The sequence below is a fragment of the Mycobacterium sp. NGS41 genome, from assembly GCF_059812725.1.
Map to the genome: position 1 here is coordinate 84,460 of NZ_JCALDF010000008.1, position 18,241 is coordinate 102,700.

General features: G+C 65.9%; 11 protein-coding genes. 6 read left to right on the top strand and 5 right to left on the bottom strand.

Features of this window, described 5'->3' with window-relative positions; translation table 11 throughout:
* Positions 1-3: 3 nt before the first annotated feature.
* On the top strand, positions 4-1,938 hold the full coding sequence (htpG, locus tag AC5Y21_RS10220) for a molecular chaperone HtpG (RefSeq protein WP_499911916.1): 1,935 nt from the start codon (positions 4-6) through the stop codon (positions 1,936-1,938).
* Between the two features lies 1 nt (position 1,939).
* On the top strand, positions 1,940-3,130 hold the full coding sequence (locus AC5Y21_RS10225; RefSeq protein WP_499911918.1) for a winged helix DNA-binding domain-containing protein: 1,191 nt from the start codon (positions 1,940-1,942) through the stop codon (positions 3,128-3,130).
* 45 nt (positions 3,131-3,175) lie between these two features.
* On the opposite strand, the gene uvrA is transcribed toward AC5Y21_RS10225, so the two are convergent.
* Positions 3,176-6,103, bottom strand: a complete 2,928-nt coding sequence (gene uvrA, locus AC5Y21_RS10230) for an excinuclease ABC subunit UvrA (RefSeq protein WP_499911920.1) — start codon at positions 6,101-6,103, stop codon at positions 3,176-3,178.
* A 139-nt stretch (positions 6,104-6,242) separates the two neighbouring features.
* Between uvrA and AC5Y21_RS10235 the strand changes: the two genes are divergently transcribed.
* Positions 6,243-6,920: an MBL fold metallo-hydrolase gene (locus tag AC5Y21_RS10235; RefSeq protein ID WP_499911922.1), complete on the top strand. Its 678-nt coding sequence runs from the start codon at positions 6,243-6,245 to the stop codon at positions 6,918-6,920.
* A gap of 6 nt (positions 6,921-6,926) precedes the next feature.
* On the opposite strand, the gene AC5Y21_RS10240 is transcribed toward AC5Y21_RS10235, so the two are convergent.
* Positions 6,927-7,370, bottom strand: coding sequence for a universal stress protein (locus tag AC5Y21_RS10240; protein ID WP_499911924.1), 444 nt, complete (start codon positions 7,368-7,370; stop codon positions 6,927-6,929).
* A 207-nt stretch (positions 7,371-7,577) separates the two neighbouring features.
* Here AC5Y21_RS10240 and AC5Y21_RS10245 point away from each other — a divergent pair, with 207 nt between their 5' ends.
* Positions 7,578-9,161, top strand: coding sequence for a mannosyltransferase (locus AC5Y21_RS10245; RefSeq protein ID WP_499911926.1), 1,584 nt, complete (start codon positions 7,578-7,580; stop codon positions 9,159-9,161).
* Here AC5Y21_RS10245 and AC5Y21_RS10250 read toward each other — a convergent pair.
* The 3 genes from AC5Y21_RS10250 to AC5Y21_RS10260 form a co-directional block, all read right to left on the bottom strand.
* Entirely contained in the window at positions 9,150-10,583 is a 1,434-nt protein-coding gene (locus tag AC5Y21_RS10250; RefSeq protein WP_499911928.1) for an MFS transporter, read from the bottom strand. The genes AC5Y21_RS10245 and AC5Y21_RS10250 overlap by 12 nt on opposite strands.
* Entirely contained in the window at positions 10,580-12,748 is a 2,169-nt protein-coding gene (gene uvrB, locus AC5Y21_RS10255) for an excinuclease ABC subunit UvrB (protein WP_499911930.1), read from the bottom strand. Before uvrB ends, AC5Y21_RS10250 begins: the two co-directional genes overlap by 4 nt.
* A 109-nt stretch (positions 12,749-12,857) precedes the next feature.
* Positions 12,858-14,915, bottom strand: a complete 2,058-nt coding sequence (locus AC5Y21_RS10260; protein ID WP_499911931.1) for a serine/threonine-protein kinase — start codon at positions 14,913-14,915, stop codon at positions 12,858-12,860.
* 202 nt (positions 14,916-15,117) lie between these two features.
* Here AC5Y21_RS10260 and AC5Y21_RS10265 point away from each other — a divergent pair, with 202 nt between their 5' ends.
* A complete protein-coding gene (locus AC5Y21_RS10265) occupies positions 15,118-17,709 on the top strand; it encodes an FHA domain-containing protein (RefSeq protein ID WP_499911932.1) in 2,592 nt (863 codons plus the stop codon).
* Between the two features lie 85 nt (positions 17,710-17,794).
* The gene (locus AC5Y21_RS10270; RefSeq protein WP_499911934.1) at positions 17,795-18,229 is read left to right on the top strand and encodes a ribonuclease FAU-1 family protein; all 435 of its coding nucleotides are present in this window, start codon (positions 17,795-17,797) and stop codon (positions 18,227-18,229) included.
* The last annotated feature ends 12 nt before the right edge of the window (positions 18,230-18,241 follow it).

Consider the following 18,241-nt stretch of genomic DNA (forward strand, 5'->3'; position numbering starts at 1 on the left):
TATATGAACGCGCAGGCTGAGCAGCTGGAGTTCCAGGCGGAGGCACGCCAGCTGCTGGATTTGATGGTCCATTCGGTCTACTCCAACAAGGATTCGTTTCTGCGGGAGTTGATCTCGAACGCCTCCGACGCACTGGACAAGCTGCGACTGGAAGCGTTCCGCAACAAGGATCTGGATGTCGACACCTCCGATCTGCACATCGAAATTGACGTGGACAAGAACGCGCGAACTCTTACGGTTCGCGACAACGGCGTCGGGATGAGCCGCGACGAGGTCGTGGACCTGATCGGCACGCTGGCCAAATCCGGGACCGCCGAGCTGCGTCAGAAATTGCGTGAAGCCAAGAACGAGGCGGCTTCGGAAGAACTCATCGGCCAGTTCGGTATCGGTTTCTATTCGACGTTCATGGTGGCCGACAAGGTCCAGTTGCTCACGCGCAAAGCGGGCGAGAGCGCAGCGACCCGGTGGGAGTCCGGCGGGGAAGGCACGTACACCATCGAGTCGGTCGATGACGCTCCGCAGGGAACCTCGGTGACGCTGCACCTCAAGCCCGAGGACGCCGAGGACGAGCTGCACGACTACACCTCGGAATGGAAGATCAGGGAGCTGGTCAAGAAGTACTCCGACTTCATCGCCTGGCCCATCCGGATGGACGTGGAACGTCGCACCCCGGCGGAAGAAGAGGGCGGCGAAGAGCAGGTCACCATCGAAACGCAGACCATCAACTCGATGAAGGCGCTGTGGGCCAAGTCCAAAGACGAAGTCTCCGAGGAGGAGTACAAGGAGTTCTACAAGCACATCGCACATGCTTGGGACGACCCGCTCGAGGTCATCCCGATGAAGGCGGAGGGGACCTTCGAGTACCAGGCCCTGCTGTTCATCCCGTCGCACGCCCCGTTCGACCTGTTCAACCAGGACAACAAGATCGGGGTTCAGCTGTACGTCAAGCGGGTCTTCATCATGAGCGACTGCGAGGAGCTCATGCCCATGTACCTGCGCTTCGTCAAGGGTGTCGTCGACGCACAGGACATGTCGCTCAACGTTTCCCGCGAAATCCTGCAGCAGGACCGGCAGATCAAGGCGATCCGCCGGCGCTTGACCAAAAAGGTGCTCGCCACGATCAAGGATCTGGAGTCCGATCGCCCTGAGGACTACCGCACGTTCTGGACCGCCTTTGGCCGGGTCCTCAAAGAGGGGCTGATGTCGGATCAGGACAACACCGACACGCTGCTGCGCGTTTCGTCGTTCGCCTCCACGCACGACGACGAGCAACTCACCACGCTGGCCGAGTACGTCGAGCGGATGAAGGAAGGCCAGGAGCAGATCTTCTATGCCACCGGCGAGTCGCGTCAGCAGCTGCTCAAATCGCCGCACCTGGAAGCGTTCAAGGCCAAGGGCTACGAGGTGCTGCTGCTCACCGACCCGGTCGACGAGGTCTGGACCGGAATGGTGCCGGAGTTCGACGGCAAGGCGCTGCAGTCGGTGGCAAAGGGCGAGGTGGATCTCGACTCCGAAGAGGACAAGTCCGAGACCGAACGTGAGGAGCAGGCAAAGGATTTCGCCGACCTGCTTTCCTGGCTGCAGGAGACGTTGGACGAGCATGTCAAGGAAGTCCGGCTGTCCACCCGCTTGACCGACTCGCCGGCTTGCCTGATCACCGACGCCTTCGGGATCACGCCCGCGCTGGCGCGCATCTACCGGGCTTCCGGACAGCAGCTGCCGGTCGGCAAGCGGATTCTCGAACTGAACCCGAAACATCCGCTGGTCACCGGCCTGCAGGAGGCGCACAAGAAGGGCGGCGAAGAAGCCGAACAGCAGCGCCTCGCCGAGACTGCCGAATTGCTCTACGGCACAGCACTTCTCGCCGAGGGCGGTGCACTCGAGGATCCGGCGAAGTTCGCCGGGCTGCTCGCGGACCGGCTGGTCCGCACGCTATAGGGTGCGCAAATTCGGTGTCGAAGAGCGGCGAAACCGGCTGGCGCGCAGGCACTTTCTGACGGCGACTAGCGCCTCTCCGGCGATAAGCACGGTTATCACCGGATTGGTTGGGCTGCATGCCACTGACCCGGCCACTCCTTACCTGTCGCTGTGGGCGCGTTCGACGGGTTTCGGCACCGTGGACCTGGACGGTGAGCTGTACCAGCGGCGCTCCGCGGTCAAGCAACTGGCGATGCGGCGGACGCTGTGGTTGGTGAACGCCGCCGACCTCGCGGTTGTGCAAGCGGCGGCCAGCGATCGGGTGGCCACCAATGAAAGCCGCCGCCTGGCCGGCGACGTGCGCAAGGCCGGTGTGGCCGAAGACGGCGAACGGTGGCTGGACCTGGCGTGCGCCGCGGTGTTGCGCCACCTCGGCGAGCAAGGGCCGGCCAGCAGCACCGAACTGCGGGCCGCGCTGCCGGAACTGGCCGGAACTTACGACCCTGCGCCTGGAAAGCGTTGGGGCGGTGAGGTTCCGATCGCGCCACGGGTTTTGACGGTGCTCTCTGCACGCGGGGATATCGTGCGCGGACCCAATGACGGCAACTGGACCACGTCGCGCCCGCGGTGGGCCACCACCGCCGACTGGCTGGGCGAATCTTTTCGCTCGGCATCGACGGCGGAAGCCCAAGCCGAACTGACCCGCCGGTGGCTGCGGACGTTCGGCCCCGCCACTGTCGAGGATGTGAAGTGGTGGTTCGGCACCACCCTGACGGCCGTCCGAAAAACGTTGGCCGACATCGGCGCCGTGCAGGTCGACTTGGACGGCAGGCTCGGCTACGCACTACCGGACGATCTCGACACCGAGCCGGACGTGGAGCCGTGGTGTGCACTGCTGCCGGCGCTGGATGCGACGACAATGGGCTGGTTTGAGCGTGATTGGTATCTCGGTGCGCATCGGGACCAGGTCTTCGACCGCAACGGCAACGCCGGCCCGACCGCGTGGTGGAACGGGCGCGTGGTGGGCGGCTGGTATCAGGACGGCGACGCCGGCGTCCAGCTGCAATTGCTCGACGACCCCGGCCGTGCTGCGCGACGTGCCCTGCAGCGACGGGCCGACGAGCTCACCTCGTGGCTGGACGGCGTGCGGGTCAGCCCGCGCTTCCCGTCGCCGCTGTCGAAAACAGTGCCGAGCAGACGCAGAGTCGTGTAATTCGAGCCCGAATTACGCGACTCTGCGTCTGCTGGCGCGAGAAAATCAGGCGCTGACTTTACGGCGCCGATTAGACCGCCGCGTCGAGCCGGAGGATCCGCCGCCGCGTCCAACTACCTCAGCGAGAAACTTCCCGGTGTAGCTTTCCGGCACCGCGGCGATGTCTTCGGGCGTGCCTTCGGCGACGACGGTCCCGCCTTCGGCGCCGCCCTCAGGACCCATGTCGACGATCCAGTCCGAGGTCTTGATCACGTCCAGGTTGTGTTCGATGACGATCACCGTATTGCCTTTGTCGACAAGGCCGTTGATGACGCTCAGCAGTTTGCGGATGTCGTCGAAATGCAGACCGGTGGTGGGCTCGTCGAGGATGTAGATGGTGCGGCCGGTGGAGCGCTTCTGCAACTCCGACGCCAGCTTGACCCGCTGCGCCTCGCCGCCGGACAGCGTGGGTGCGGGCTGGCCCAGACGGACGTACCCCAGGCCGACGTCGACCAGCGTGCGCAGATAGCGGTGTATGCCGGTGATCGGCTCGAAGAACTCCGAGGCCTCCTCGATCGACATGTCCAGCACGTCTGAGATCGTCTTGCCCTTGTAGTGCACTTCCAGGGTTTCCCGGTTGTAGCGGGCGCCGTGACACACCTCGCACGGCACGTACACGTCGGGCAGGAAGTTCATCTCGATCTTGATGGTGCCGTCACCGGTGCACGCCTCGCAGCGACCGCCCTTGACGTTGAACGAGAACCGGCCGGGTTGATAGCCACGGACTTTGGCCTCGGTGGTGGCGGCGAACAGCGTTCGGATCTTGTCGAACACCCCCGTGTAGGTCGCCGGGTTGGACCGCGGGGTGCGGCCGATCGGCGACTGATCCACCCGCACCAGCTTGTCCAGGTGATCCAGCCCGGTGACCCTGGTGTGCCGGCCCGGAACCTGCCGGGCACCGTTGAGTCTGTTGGCCAGCACGGCAGCCAGGATGTCATTGACCAGGGTCGACTTTCCGGAACCGGACACACCGGTCACCGCGGTGAGCACGCCGAGCGGAAACGACACGTCGATGCCGCGCAGGTTGTGCTCACGGGCGTCGACGACGGTCAGTTGACGCCGCCGGTCGACGGGACGCCGGATGGCGGGCATCTCGATGCGCTCTTTGCCCGACAGATAGGCGCCGGTGATCGAGTCCGTGTTGGCCAGCAGCTCGTTGTAGGTTCCGCTGTGCACGATGCAGCCACCGTGCTCGCCGGCCCCCGGGCCGATGTCGACGACCCAGTCGGCGTGCGCGATGGTGTCCTCGTCGTGCTCGACGACGATCAGGGTGTTCCCCAAATCCCTTAACCGGGTGAGGGTTTCAATGAGGCGACGATTGTCGCGCTGATGCAGTCCGATGGACGGCTCGTCGAGCACGTACAGCACACCCACCAGCCCGGACCCGATCTGCGTCGCCAGCCGGATGCGTTGGGCCTCACCGCCGGACAGCGTGGCCGCCGCGCGGGACAGCGATAGATACTCCAGCCCGACATCGAGCAGAAAGCCCAACCGCGACTGGATTTCCTTGAGTACCTGCCCGGCGATCGCCTGCTCACGATGACCAAGGGTGAGCGCATTGAGAAAGTCTGCGCAGTCTGAGATGGACAGCTCGCAAACCTCGGCGATGGACTTCGTCCCGCGTTTCCCCCCAGATCCCCCGGCCAGCGTCACCGCCAGAATCTCCGGCTTCAGCCGGGTGCCCTCGCACACGGGGCAGGGCACGTCACGCATGAAGCCTTCGTAGCGTTCCTTCATCTGCTCGGACTCGGTTTGCGACATCTTGCGTTGCAGGAACGCCAGCACGCCCTCGAAATCGGCGTAGTACGACCGAGTCCGGCCGTACCGGTTGCGGTAGCGCACGTGCACCTGATGGTCGGAGCCTTCCAGAATCGCCCTGCGTGCCTTGGCCGGCAGCTTGCGCCACGGTGTGTCGACGTCGAAGCCCAGCTCGTCTCCCAGCCCGGCCATCATCCGGGTGAAGTACTCGGCGGTGTGGCCGTTAGACCATGGGGCGACCGCGCCGTCGGCCAGCGTGAGATCCGGGTCCGGAACCACCAGATCGGGGTCGACCTCCTTGCGGATCCCCAGTCCGGTGCACTCCGGACAGGCGCCATAGGGCGAGTTGAACGAGAACGACCGCGGCTCCAAGTCGTCCACGGCCAGGGAATGGCCGTTGGGGCAGGCCAGTTTCTCGGAGAACCGCTGCTCGCGGGGACGGTCATGCTCGTCACGATCGTCGGGGAACTCCAGCACCACGATGCCGTCGGCGAGGTTGAGCGCGGTTTCCACCGAGTCGGTCAGCCGCTGCTTGGCGGTGGCCTTGACGGTGAGGCGATCCACCACCACCTCGATGTCGTGCTTTTCCTGCTTCTTCAGCTTGGGCGGATCGGTGAGCGAATGCACCACGCCGTCGACACGGACCCGGCTGTAACCCTGGGCGTTGAGCTTGTCGAACAGGTCGGCAAACTCGCCCTTGCGGGTGCGCACCACCGGAGCCAGCACCAGGAAGCGGGTGCCCTCCTCCATCGCCAGCACCTGGTCGACGATTTGCTGTGGGGTCTGACGTGCGATGCGCTGACCACAGACCGGGCAGTGCGGCGTGCCCGCGCGGGCATACAGCAGACGGAGGTAGTCGTACACCTCGGTGATGGTTCCGACCGTCGACCGCGGGTTGCGGTTGGTCGACTTCTGGTCGATCGACACCGCCGGGGAAAGGCCTTCGATGAAGTCGACGTCCGGCTTGTCCATCTGCCCCAGGAACTGGCGGGCATAGGCCGACAACGACTCGACGTAACGCCGCTGGCCCTCGGCGAAGATCGTGTCGAACGCCAGCGACGACTTACCTGATCCGGATAGCCCGGTGAAGACGATTAGCGCGTCACGAGGCAGGTCGAGGTCGACGCTGCGCAGGTTGTGCTCGCGCGCACCCTTGATAATTAGGCGATCAGCCACGCAAACCCTTCCGGGGAAATCCTTGTTAGAGACAATCCGTACCCATGCTATGTGCACCCACCGACAGGTCTAACGTGACCGCTATGACTCGCGCCGACGACGATGATGCCGGCGCAGCCGGGATGGAGGAGTGGCGCACATGACTGCCGTCAGCGAGAACTACACGGGACACGTCGACCCCGGTACCGCGGCGCGCCGGACGCTGCCCGGCGCCACAATCCTGAAGACATCGGTGGGCCCAATGGACAACAACGCCTACCTGGTGACATGTTCCGAAACCGGAGAAACGCTCCTGATCGACGCCGCCAACGACGCCGAAGTTCTCATCGACCTGGTCCGACAGTACGCCCCGAAACTCTCGCTGATCGTGACGAGCCATCAGCACTTCGACCACTGGCAGGCGCTGGAGGCGGTGGCCGAGGCCACCGGCGCGCCGACCGCCGCACATGAGATCGACGCCGAGCCGTTGCCGGTCAAACCCGACCGTTTGCTGGGCAACGGCGACACGGTGCAAATCGGCAAGCTGAATTTCGACGTCATCCACCTGCGCGGGCACACCCCCGGATCCATTGCGCTGGCCCTCAACGGACCCGCGACCGACGGGGTGACTCAGCTGTTCACGGGAGACTGCCTGTTCCCGGGCGGCGTCGGCAAGACGTGGCAGCCGGGCGATTTCACCCAATTGATCGACGACGTCACCACTCGAGTGTTCGACGTATACGAGGATTCGACCGTCATCTATCCCGGCCACGGAGACGACACGGAGCTGGGTGTCGAACGCCCCAACCTCGGCGAATGGCGAGAGCGAGGCTGGTAGTCCCGCTTAGCTCGTGGTGTGCACGATCAACACGTCGACCTTGGCCCGGCGTGAAACATTCGCCGGCACCGATCCCAGCAGCCGACCGGCGATGGTGCTCAGCCCGACGTTGCCGACAACCAGCAGATCGGCATTCTCCTCCTCGGCGAGGTGCACCAGCGCGTCCACCGGAGCACCGACAATCGGCTTCTCCTCGACGTTTTTCGCACCGGCGCTGTGAGCCCGCTCCCGCGCGTCGTGGAGGATGTCGTAAATCGGGGCGGTGCCCGACACCTTGTAGCTCTCTTGCTTCAGGACGTCGGCGGCTCGGCCGTCGTCGTGCTGGGGTAGATACGCCGACGCGATGATCAACTTCGCGTCCGCCCCGGCGATAGTGGCCGCCCGGTCCACCGCACGCATCGATGAATCCGAGCCGTCGGTTCCTACCACCACGGTCCGATAGGCGCTCATTTACCCTCCCAGTGTCGGTTGCTACGCCAAGCCAAGACATTATCGCCTCGCCGGATGCAGATGCATGAGATTAGGCACACAGCTGCAGCGTGGCGCGGCCTCAATTTGCCCGGCCTAGATGAGTCAGCAGATCATATTTTCGATGAAACGACTACCGGGCATTCTGCTGACCAGCTTTTTCGGGTACGCCCTACAGTGACAAGCATCATGTCTGTACCAACTCTCGAGCAGGGAGCGACGGATGCCGCCGACGGGCCGGGGCACAAACGCGGCCGCGGCAGGCGGCTCGACCCCTGGGCAATCGCCGTGCTGGCCGTGGTCATCAGCGCAGGTTGGGCGGGCAAGCCGTCCCTCTGGTACGACGAGGGCGCCACGATTTCGGCCTCGGCGAGCCGGACATTGCCCGAGCTGTGGAAACTGCTCGGCCATATCGATGCGGTGCACGGTTTCTATTACTTGCTGATGCACGGGTGGTTCGCCATATTCCCGCCAACGGAATTCTGGTCGCGATTTCCCAGCTGTCTGGCGATCGGCGGCGCAGCCGCGGGCGTTGTGGTTTTCGCCAAGCAGTTTCCATCGCAGCGTTCGACACGCCTTACCGCGGTATGCGCGGGCGTGGTGTTCGCCATCTTGCCGCGGGTGACGTGGGCCGGTATCGAGGCCCGTTCGTCTGCGCTGTCGGTGGCGGCCGCGGTCTGGTTGACCGTCTTGTTCGTCGCGGCGGTGCGCCGCAACAGGCCACGGCTGTGGGTGTTTTACGCGCTGACACTGATGCTCGCGATACTCATCAGCATCAACCTGGTGCTGTTGGTGCCGGTTTATGCAGCGATGCTGCCGTTGCTCGCGCTCGAGAAGCCCCGCAAGTCCGTCGTCATCTGGTGGGCGGTCAGCTCGGCCGTCGCACTCGGCGCCATGACACCGTTCCTGCTGTTCGCGCATGGCCAGGTTTTTCAGGTCGGGTGGATCGCGGGACTGAATCGCAACCTATTTCTCGACGTAATTCACCGGCAGTATTTCGACCACAGCGTTCCATTCGCCATTTTGGCGGGCGTGATCGTCGCCGCCGCCATCGTGGTGCGACTGGTCGGCGCGCCGGGCCCCGGCGGCGACACCCGCCGTCTGGTGCTGGCATGCACAGCCTGGACCGTCATTCCCAACGCCGTGGTGCTGATCTACTCGGCGGTCGTCGAACCCATCTACTACCCGCGCTACCTGATCCTCACCGCTCCTGCGGCGGCCGTCGTGCTGGCGGTGTGCATCGTCACGGTCGCCCGCAAACCATGGCTGATCGCCGGCCTGGTCGCGCTGTTCGCGGTCGCGGCGACGCCCAATTACCTGTTCACGCAACGCTGGCCCTACGCCAAGGAAGGCTGGGACTACAGCCAGGTTGCCGATCTGATCAGTAGCCATGCCGCACCTGGGGACTGTCTCGTGGTGGACAACACCGTCCCCTGGAGACCCGGGCCGGTTCGGGCGCTGCTGGCCGCCCGTCCCGCGGCCTTCCGATCGCTGATCGACGTGGAGCGCGGTTACTACGGACCCAAGGTCGGCGCGTTGTGGGACGGCCACGTCGCGGTGTGGCTGACCACGGCCAAGATCAACAAATGCACCACGGTGTGGACCATCACCGACCGGGACAAGTCACTGCCCGACCATCAAACCGGACATTCCCTGCCGCCAGGAAAGGCGTTCGGCCGGGCGCCGGCGTATCAATTCCCCAGCTACCTCGGATTCCGCATTGTCGAGCGGTGGCAGTTCCACCACTCGCAGGTGGTCAAGTCAACGCGGTGAGCGCCGGTCGTCTCGGGTTGCCAGGTAAGAGGCGACGAAGCCGACCGCTGCCAGCAGCGTGAATATCGCAAACAACCAGCGCGCCGCCGGCACGCCGGCAGTTTCGGGGGCGCCCGCTGTCGAATTGACCACCACACCGGCCAGACCGGCGCCGAAGGCCGCCGATATCACCTGCACGGTGTTGATTGCGGCGGCCGCCGCGCCGCTTTCGGCCGGGTCGTCGACGCATTCCATGGCACGCACGGACAGATGCGGCCAGGCCATCCCGATGCCGATTCCGGCCACCAGCAACGCCACCGCCCAGAGCGCGACGACTCCGATCGGCGCGTCGGCACGCTGAGTCGCGGCGGCCACAGCCAGACCGGCCGCCATCACCAGCGGCGCGGTCAACACGACATACCCGACGAGTCGCGAGCTGTTCAGCGATGCGCTGACGATTTCGCTGACGGTCCACCCGCTTGCCAGCGCTGCACCCAGAAATCCGGCCGACACCGGAGTCAGATGTCCGAGCCGCTGGCCGAAGAGCGGCACATAGGTGTCGACCAGCACCGCCATCATCTGCACGGCCATCGTCAGGTAGATCCATTTCAATGGGCCCGCGCCAAAGACACTCGGCGGCAACACCGCCGCACGGCTACGCCGGTCGACGACCACAAACCCCCCGACCAGCAGCACACCTGCGGCCAGCAGTCCGGCCGTCGCCAAGGGGTTGCGCGGGAGTTGTGCGACGCTGACCGCCAGCGCGGCAGCGCCCATCAGCAGCAGCGACCACACCGGCACCTTGAGCGCGGGCGACGCCTGCAAAGCGGGCTCGCGGCCCGGATCGGTCGCGTTTGCGGCCAGCACGGTCGGCACCAGGATCGACATCAGCGCGGTCAGGATCGTCATCGAGCCAAACGCCCACCGCCACAGCCCAAATTGCGCGAAGACACCGCCTGTCGCGGGCCCGACCACGGTCGCGACCCCCCACATCGCCGACACCAGCGCCGACCCGCGGGTCCACAGCGATCGGGGCAGGGTGGCGTTGATCAACGCGTAGCCCAGGCCGGCCAGCAGGCCGCCGGCCACTCCCTGCAGGGTGCGTCCGGCTATCAGGATCTCCATGCTCGGGGCGGCCGCACACACCAGGCTGGCGACGCCGAAGACGGCCAGCCCCAACAGAAACGACACGCGCGGCCCGAACCGCAGCAGTATCGAATTGACCATGGTCGCCGCCACCACCGAGCCGACCAGGTACAGGGTGACAACCCACGCGTACAGCCGGCTGCCGCCGATCTCGGCGATGGCGCTGGGCAGCAGACTGATGGTCAGGAATTCGTTGGTGGCGTACAGGCCGACGCCACCGGCCAGCACGACGGACGTCCCCAGGTACCGGCCCAGCAATTCGCGCCAACTGCCGGTCTCGCTCGTCGTCTCCGTCACTTCAGGCCGGCAGCGTCCATCCCGCGCAGTTCCTTCTTGAGGTCTGCGATCTCGTCGCGGAACCGCGCGGCCAGCTCGAACTGCAGGTCACGGGCGGCGGCCATCATCTGCGCGGTGAGGTCTTTGATCAGGTCGGCCAGTTCGGCCCGCGGCATGGCCGAGGTGTCGCGGCCCTCGAACACCCCGGCGCTGACCGCGCGCCCCGGCTCCCCCTGCGCGCGGCGGCCGCGGGAGATGCTGCGTCCGGAGCCCATCTCGACCGTGTCCGTGTCATCTGCCTCGCGATAGACCTGGTCGAGGATGTCGGCGATCTTCTTTCGCAGCGGCTGCGGATCGATGCCGTTGGCCTCGTTGTATGCGATCTGCTTGGCTCGCCGCCGCTCGGTTTCGTCGATGGCCTCCTTCATCGAATCGGTCATGCTGTCGGCGTACATGTGGACTTCGCCGGAGACGTTGCGCGCGGCGCGGCCGATGGTCTGGATCAGGCTGCGCGTCGACCGCAGGAAGCCCTCCTTGTCGGCGTCGAGGATTGACACCAACGACACCTCGGGCAGGTCCAGGCCCTCGCGTAGCAGATTGATGCCGACCAGCACGTCGTAGTCGCCGAGCCGCAGCTGGCGCAGCAACTCCACCCGGCGCAGGGTGTCGACCTCGGAGTGCAGATAGCGCACCCGTATGCCCATTTCGAGCAGGTAATCGGTGAGGTCTTCGGCCATCTTCTTGGTCAGCGTCGTCACCAGCACCCGCTGGTCGGCGTCGGCTCGTTTCCGGATTTCGCCGATCAGGTCGTCGATCTGCCCCTTGGTGGGCTTGACCACCACTTTCGGGTCCACCAGGCCGGTCGGCCGGATCACCTGCTCGACGAACTCACCACCGGTCTGGCTGAGCTCATACGGGCCCGGAGTGGCCGACAAGTACACCGTCTGCCCGATCCGGTCGGCGAACTCTTCCCAGGTCAGCGGGCGGTTGTCGCACGCCGACGGCAGGCGGAACCCGTACTCGACGAGGTTGCGTTTGCGGGACATGTCGCCCTCGTACATGCCGCCGATCTGCGGCACGGTGACGTGCGACTCGTCGATGACCATCAGGAAGTCTTCCGGGAAGTAGTCCAGCAACGTCGCCGGCGGCGAGCCCGGCCCGCGGGCATCGATGTGGCGTGAGTAGTTCTCGATGCCCGAGCAGAACCCGACCTGTCGCATCATCTCGATGTCGTAGTTGGTGCGCATCCGAAGCCGCTGGGCCTCCAGCAGCTTGCCCTGGCCCTCGAGTTCGGCGAGCCGTGCGGCGAGTTCTTCTTCGATGGTGGAGATCGCGTGCGCCATCCGCTCCGGACCGGCGACGTAGTGGGTGGCGGGGAATATGCGCAGCGAGTCGACCTGCCGGATCACCTCACCGGTCAGCGGGTGCAGGTAGTACAGCGCCTCGATCTCGTCGCCGAAGAACTCGATACGAACCGCCAGCTCTTCGTAGGAGGGGATGATCTCCAGGGTGTCGCCGCGCACCCGGAACGAACCGCGGGTGAAGGACAGGTCGTTGCGGGTGTACTGGACGTCGACCAGCAGCCGCAGCAGGCCGTCGCGCGGGACCTCGCTGCCCACCCGCAGCTCCACCGAGCGGTCGAGGTAGGACTGCGGGGTGCCCAGGCCGTAGATGCACGACACCGAAGCCACCACGACCACGTCGCGCCGCGACAGCAAGGCCGACGTCGCGGAGTGCCGCAACCGCTCCACATCGTCGTTGATGGAGCTGTCCTTTTCGATGTAGGTGTCGGTCTGCGCGATGTACGCCTCGGGCTGGTAGTAGTCGTAGTACGACACGAAGTACTCGACTGCATTGTGCGGCAACATCTCTCGCAGTTCGTTGGCCAGCTGCGCGGCCAGCGTCTTGTTGGGCGCCATCACCAGCGTGGGCCGCTGCAGGCGTTCGATCAGCCACGCGGTGGTCGCCGACTTTCCGGTGCCGGTGGCGCCCAGCAGCACCACGTCGCGCTCCCCTGCTTTGATGCGTCGCTCCAGCTCCTCGATGGCGCCCGGCTGGTCGCCGGCCGGAGCGTGCTGGCTGACCACCTCGAAGCGCGCGCCGGTGCGCACCAGCCCTTCCACGTCCTCTGCGGCCGGGCGGTACTCCGAATGTGCGACTACTGGATGTTCAGTGGCAAAAGCCATGTCACCAGAGTAGAGGCGGGCACCGACAAGCTTTGGCCGCGAGCGTGCGCAGCGTGCCCGACTCAACGGCGTGCCGCCGTACAAACATGCACGCTCGCGGCGAAAGAACCTAGCTGTGCCGGGTCCACATCCGGGTTACCGGATCGCATTGCAGCAGGTAGCCGTCGTTGGAGGTGGACATGGCGAACACCGGGATATCGGGCAGATCGCACGAGGTGCCGACGGCGTGGACTCCGGTGGCGATGGGAGCCTTGTCCCAGGTGTTGCCTTCGCAGACGACCTGCTGATCGCTGGTCTGGTCGTAAGCGAGCTTGTCGACGTCGCTGCACAGGCCGCCCAGGACCGGGGGCGCCGGCTTGGCCGACGGCGTGACCGGCGCGCTGACCACCGCCGCGGGATCGGCCAGGGTCACGCCGGGCGGCACATCGCCGACCCTGGTGGCCACCACCGGAATGCGCACCACCGCACCCTGTGCCCCGCACTCGTTGGACAGCACGGTTTCCGTTTCGGTGCCGCGCAGCGTGCCGTCAGCCTGCGGCGCCACCGACCACGCGACCGTTTCTTGCTGTGTGGCCCCGACTTGCCCGGCCGGCTGGCGGCAGCCCACCCGCGCCTGCTGGGGCGCACCCTGCCAATACCCGGCGACGAAGCGCAGGACGTCGGTCTGGCCGCCGGCGCCCGTGCTGGCCACCTGGTGGGTGGCGTCGTCCAGCTGGGATCCGGTGGCCGCGCAGCCGTTGGTGGTGCACACCGAACGGAAGGCCCACCAGTTGCTGGCGGCTAGGTCGTGACGGACCGGAACACCGTTGGTGGTCCGCTTCGACCGGTCGTAGTCCAACCGGTAGGTGCCGTTGAGAACCCGGGCGGAACTGGCCGGGATAGCGCTGACGACGGAGACAGCGGGTTTCGACGCGAGCGTGGGGCCGGGTTGCGGGCTGTCTTCCTGGAAGGAGTACAGGATCGACCAGGTCGCCGCCACGGCGATCAGCACCGCGCAGACCAATGCCGCCGACCATCGGGTTCGTGACGAGAACCGGTGGGCCGCCGACGCGAGAACGCGGCGCGGGTTGCGACGGCCGATCGCGGCGGCCGAAACGCGGCTGCGCCCGCGGACGGCGGCGGAGAAAGAGCGGCAGCAATCGAATCTGTCCTCGGGTTTCTTCGCCAGAGCTTTGCGGAACACGTCGTCGAGGTGCGCCAAATCGGGGCGGGAATCGCTGAGCCGCGGTGGATCGTCGTGCAGGTGCTGACCGATCACCGCGATCGGGTTGGAGTGCTGGAACGGCGGCGCGCCGGCGAGCAGGTGGAAAGCCGTTGCGGCCAAAGCGTATTGATCGGCCCGGCCGTCGATGTTGGAGCCGGTGAGCTGCTCGGGCGCGGCGTATGCGACTGTTCCGACCGCGACGTTGGTCTCGGTGATGCCGCTGACGTCACCGAGGTGGCGAGCTACACCGAAGTCCGCCAACAGGATTCGGCGCTCCTCGTGGTCTGGGTGAGCGAGCAGAATGTTGGCGGGCTTGACGTCGCGGTGCAGCAGGCCGCGCGTGTGGGCATAGTCGAGCGCGCCCGCGACGGCGTCGACGATGTCGCAGACGTCCTCGACCGGCAATCCTTGTTCGCCGTCTTCGCAGTGCTCTTTCACCAGTCGGGCGGCGTCGGTCCCCTCGACATAGTCCATGGAAATCCAGAGCTGGCCGTCGAATTCGCCGCGATCGTGGACTCCGACAATGTGCGGGTGCCACAGTGTTGCGGCGAGATCGGCCTCGCGGTTGAACCTCTCGCGGAACTCGCTGTCCGCGGTGACCGCCTCGGCGAGGACTTTGATCACGTCGCGTCGCGGCAGCCTGGGGTGCAACGCCAGGAACACCTCGGCCATGGCGCCGGCGCCCAACGGCCGCAGGATTGTGTAGCCGGCAAATGGTGCGCCGCTGGCGATGCGGGAACCGCTGACCTCGTCGCGCCCTGCCGCGGCCGGGGCCCCGGATGGCTGAGCGTGCGGGACCGAGCTGACCGGTGGAATTCGGCGAAACAGATGCACCACCGTTGCCGACGGCAGCGACTGAAAGCCCGCACGCAGCGCTGCGCCGGCCAGGCGCGGGTTGGACAGCAGCCGTCGTCCGACGCTCAGCCGCCGCGTATTTCCCAATGACCCGTGCGGTTCTTCCATCTGCAGTCACCCCCTCGTTTCCCGGCACGCCAAACCTTCCGGACTGGCGATCCGGACACTCTCGTCCGTTCGAATGATGCCCACCCTGGGTTGGCGTACTACCGATGCCGGCTGTGAAACAGCTATGAGTGGCGATGAGTAAGACAAAGCTGCTTCACAGCCGAGACCAATGCAGCCCTCACAGACGTCCCAGCAATATGAAATGGTGAATCGACCCGCCCCGCCCTCGCTGACCGTACGGCACAACGGATTTCGACAGTCGTTTGCTGCAGACCATGAGGTGGTCATCGGCCGTGACCAGCAGGCCGACCTGCGTCTCGCGGACCCACGGATCTCCCGCGCGCACCTGATTCTGCGCTTTGATCAGGGCCGATGGCTGGCGATCGACAACGGCTCGCTGAACGGGACCTATGTCAACGGCTACCGGATGCCGGTCTTCGACGTCCACGACGGCCAAAGCGTCAACGTCGGGAATCCGCAAGGGCCGCGGCTGACCTTCGAGATCGGACCGCAGCAAGGAAAAACCGGTCGGCCACCGCAGACGAGATCGATACACAATTCCGGGCCGCCGACCCTTGCGTGGTCTGTGTTGCCGGAACCGCCGGCCGCGCAACGAAAGTCACCCGCGCGCAGGCATCCGGCGTCGGGAGTGCGCAAGACGCGACCGCCGCGACGTGAGCCACCCGGGACGCCCCAGACTCCGCCCGTAGAACACACCGTGGTCAACGCCGGGCAGACCGCCCCCCCGCCGGCCGAGTTCACCCTGATCGACGTCAGGGCCGGCGACGCGTCGAACCTCGCGACGAGGATGGTGAAATTCCTCTCGCCGCGATCCGCCGGAAGTTCCGGGCACCCGAGAACGGCCGGCACCGTCACCATTGGTCGTGCCAGCGACAGCGACATCGTGGTCTCGGACGTCTTGGCTTCGCGTGAGCACGCGACGTTGTCTCTGACGCCGGTTGGCACCGAGATCCGCGACAGCAGCGTCAACGGGACGTTCGTCAACGGAACCCGCGTCGGATCGGCGATCTTGTCCGAGGGTGACCTGGTGACCATCGGCAATGTCGACCTGGTTTTCACGAACAGCACTTTGGTCCCGCGCGCCGAGGCCGAGACCCGCACCGGCGGCCTGGAAGTGCATGGGGTCGGGTTCAGCGTCGACAACGGCAAACAACTGCTCGACGACATCTCACTGACCGCCAGGCCCGGAACGTTGACCGCGGTCATCGGCGGATCCGGCTCGGGCAAGACGACCCTCGCCCGGCTCATCGCCGGATACGCCCGCCCCACTGCCGGCTCGGTAACCTTCGAGGGCCACGACATCCACGCCGAGTACGCGTCGCTGCGCAGCAGGATCGGGATGGTCCCGCAAGACGACGTGGTGCACCGCCAGCTGACGATCAACCAGGCACTGGGCTACGCGGCGGAACTACGGCTCCCGCCCGACACCGGCAAAGCCGACCGCGCCCGGGTCGTCGCCCAGGTACTCGACGAACTCGACCTGACCAAGCACGCTGACACCCGGGTCGACAAGCTGTCCGGCGGGCAGCGCAAACGCGCCTCGGTGGCACTGGAATTGCTCACCGGACCGTCGCTCCTGATCCTGGACGAGCCCACGTCGGGGCTGGATCCAGCGCTGGACCACCAGGTCATGATGATGCTGCGCCAACTGGCCGACGCCGGCCGGGTGGTGATCGTGGTGACGCACATGTTGTCCTACCTGGACATCTGTGACCAGCTATTGCTGGTGGCGCCCGGCGGGAAGACGGCGTACTGCGGGCCGCCCGATCGCATCGGCGCTGCGATGGGTACCACCAACTGGGCCAAGATCTTCACCAATGTGGGCGCCGACCCCGACGAGGCCAACCGGCGCTTTCGGGCCCAGAACCAGGCCAAGCAGCAGGCACCGAAGCGGGCGCTGGCGGAAACCGAACCGGCCGCGCTGGGCAAGCCGGTGCATACCAGTCTGCGGCGTCAGATCTCGACGATCGCGCGGCGGCAGGTGCGCCTGGTTGTCTCGGACCGCGCCTACTTCGTGTTTCTGGCGTTGCTGCCGTTCATCCTCGGCGCCTTGTCGCTGACGGTGCCCGGGTCGGGCGGATTCCACATCGCCTCCGAGCACGCCAGCCCGCCCGACGAATCCGCGCAAATACTCAATCTGCTGGTCAACGCCGCAGCGTTCATGGGCATCGCGCTGACCATCCGCGATCTGGTCGGCGAACGTCCCATCTTCCAGCGGGAACAGGCGGTCGGCCTGTCGACGGGTGCCTACCTGCTGGCCAAGACCGGGGTGTTCTGCGTGTTCGCCATCCTGCAGGCGGCGATTACCACGGCGATCGTGGTGATCGGCAAGGGCGCGCCGACGCGCGGCGCCGTGGTGATGGGCCACACCGCCCTCGAGGCCAGCCTCGAGCTGTTTGCGGCCGTCGCCGCGACGTGTGTGGCATCGGCCATGCTTGGCCTGGTCATCTCGTCGCTGGTCCGCTCAAGTGAGCAGATCATGCCGTTGTTCGTGGTGTCGATCATGGTGCAGTTGGTGCTCTGTGGCGGGATGGTCCCGGTGACCAACCGGATCGGGCTCGAGCAGGTGTCGTCGGTGGTGCCGGCGCGTTGGGGTTATGCCGCCACCGCGTCCACTGTTGACCTGCGGACCCTGGTACCTGGTTCGTTGCTTCCCCAGGACCGGTTCTGGCAGCACGCGCCAAAGATCTGGCTGCTGGACATGGGCGTGCTGGCCGGGCTCTCCCTGTTCTATGCCTGCTTTGTGCGGTGGAAGATCCGGCTGAAACGGTAGGGCCGGTAAGGTAACCCGTATCCACGCACCGAAGCACGAGACGTTCGACCTACGCGCCCGCACCAACACAGACCCGAAGGGCATTGTGCGGTCGGTCGACGAGTACGCGGTACGTCCGTGGGGTCTCTATCTGGCGCGGCCCACTCCCGGCCGGGCCCAATTCCACTACCTCGAATCGTGGTTGTTGCCGTCGTTGGGCTTGCGCGCCACCGTGTTTCACTTCAACCCCGGTCATGAGCGGGACCAGGACTACTACCTCGACGTGGGCGAATACACGCCCGGGCCGGACGTCTGGCGCTCCGAGGACCACTACCTCGACATCGCGGTCCGCAGCGGCAGGGAGGCGGGCCTGGCCGATGTCGACGAGCTGCTGGACGCCGTCCGTCATGGGCTGCTGACACCGGAAGTCGCCGAGCGGGCGGTGCGATACGCCGTGGATGCCATCGACGGGCTGGCCCGCAATGGCTACGACCTGACGGGTTGGCTGGCCGGTTACGGCATGGAACTCACCTGGCGATAGCGACCAAAACTA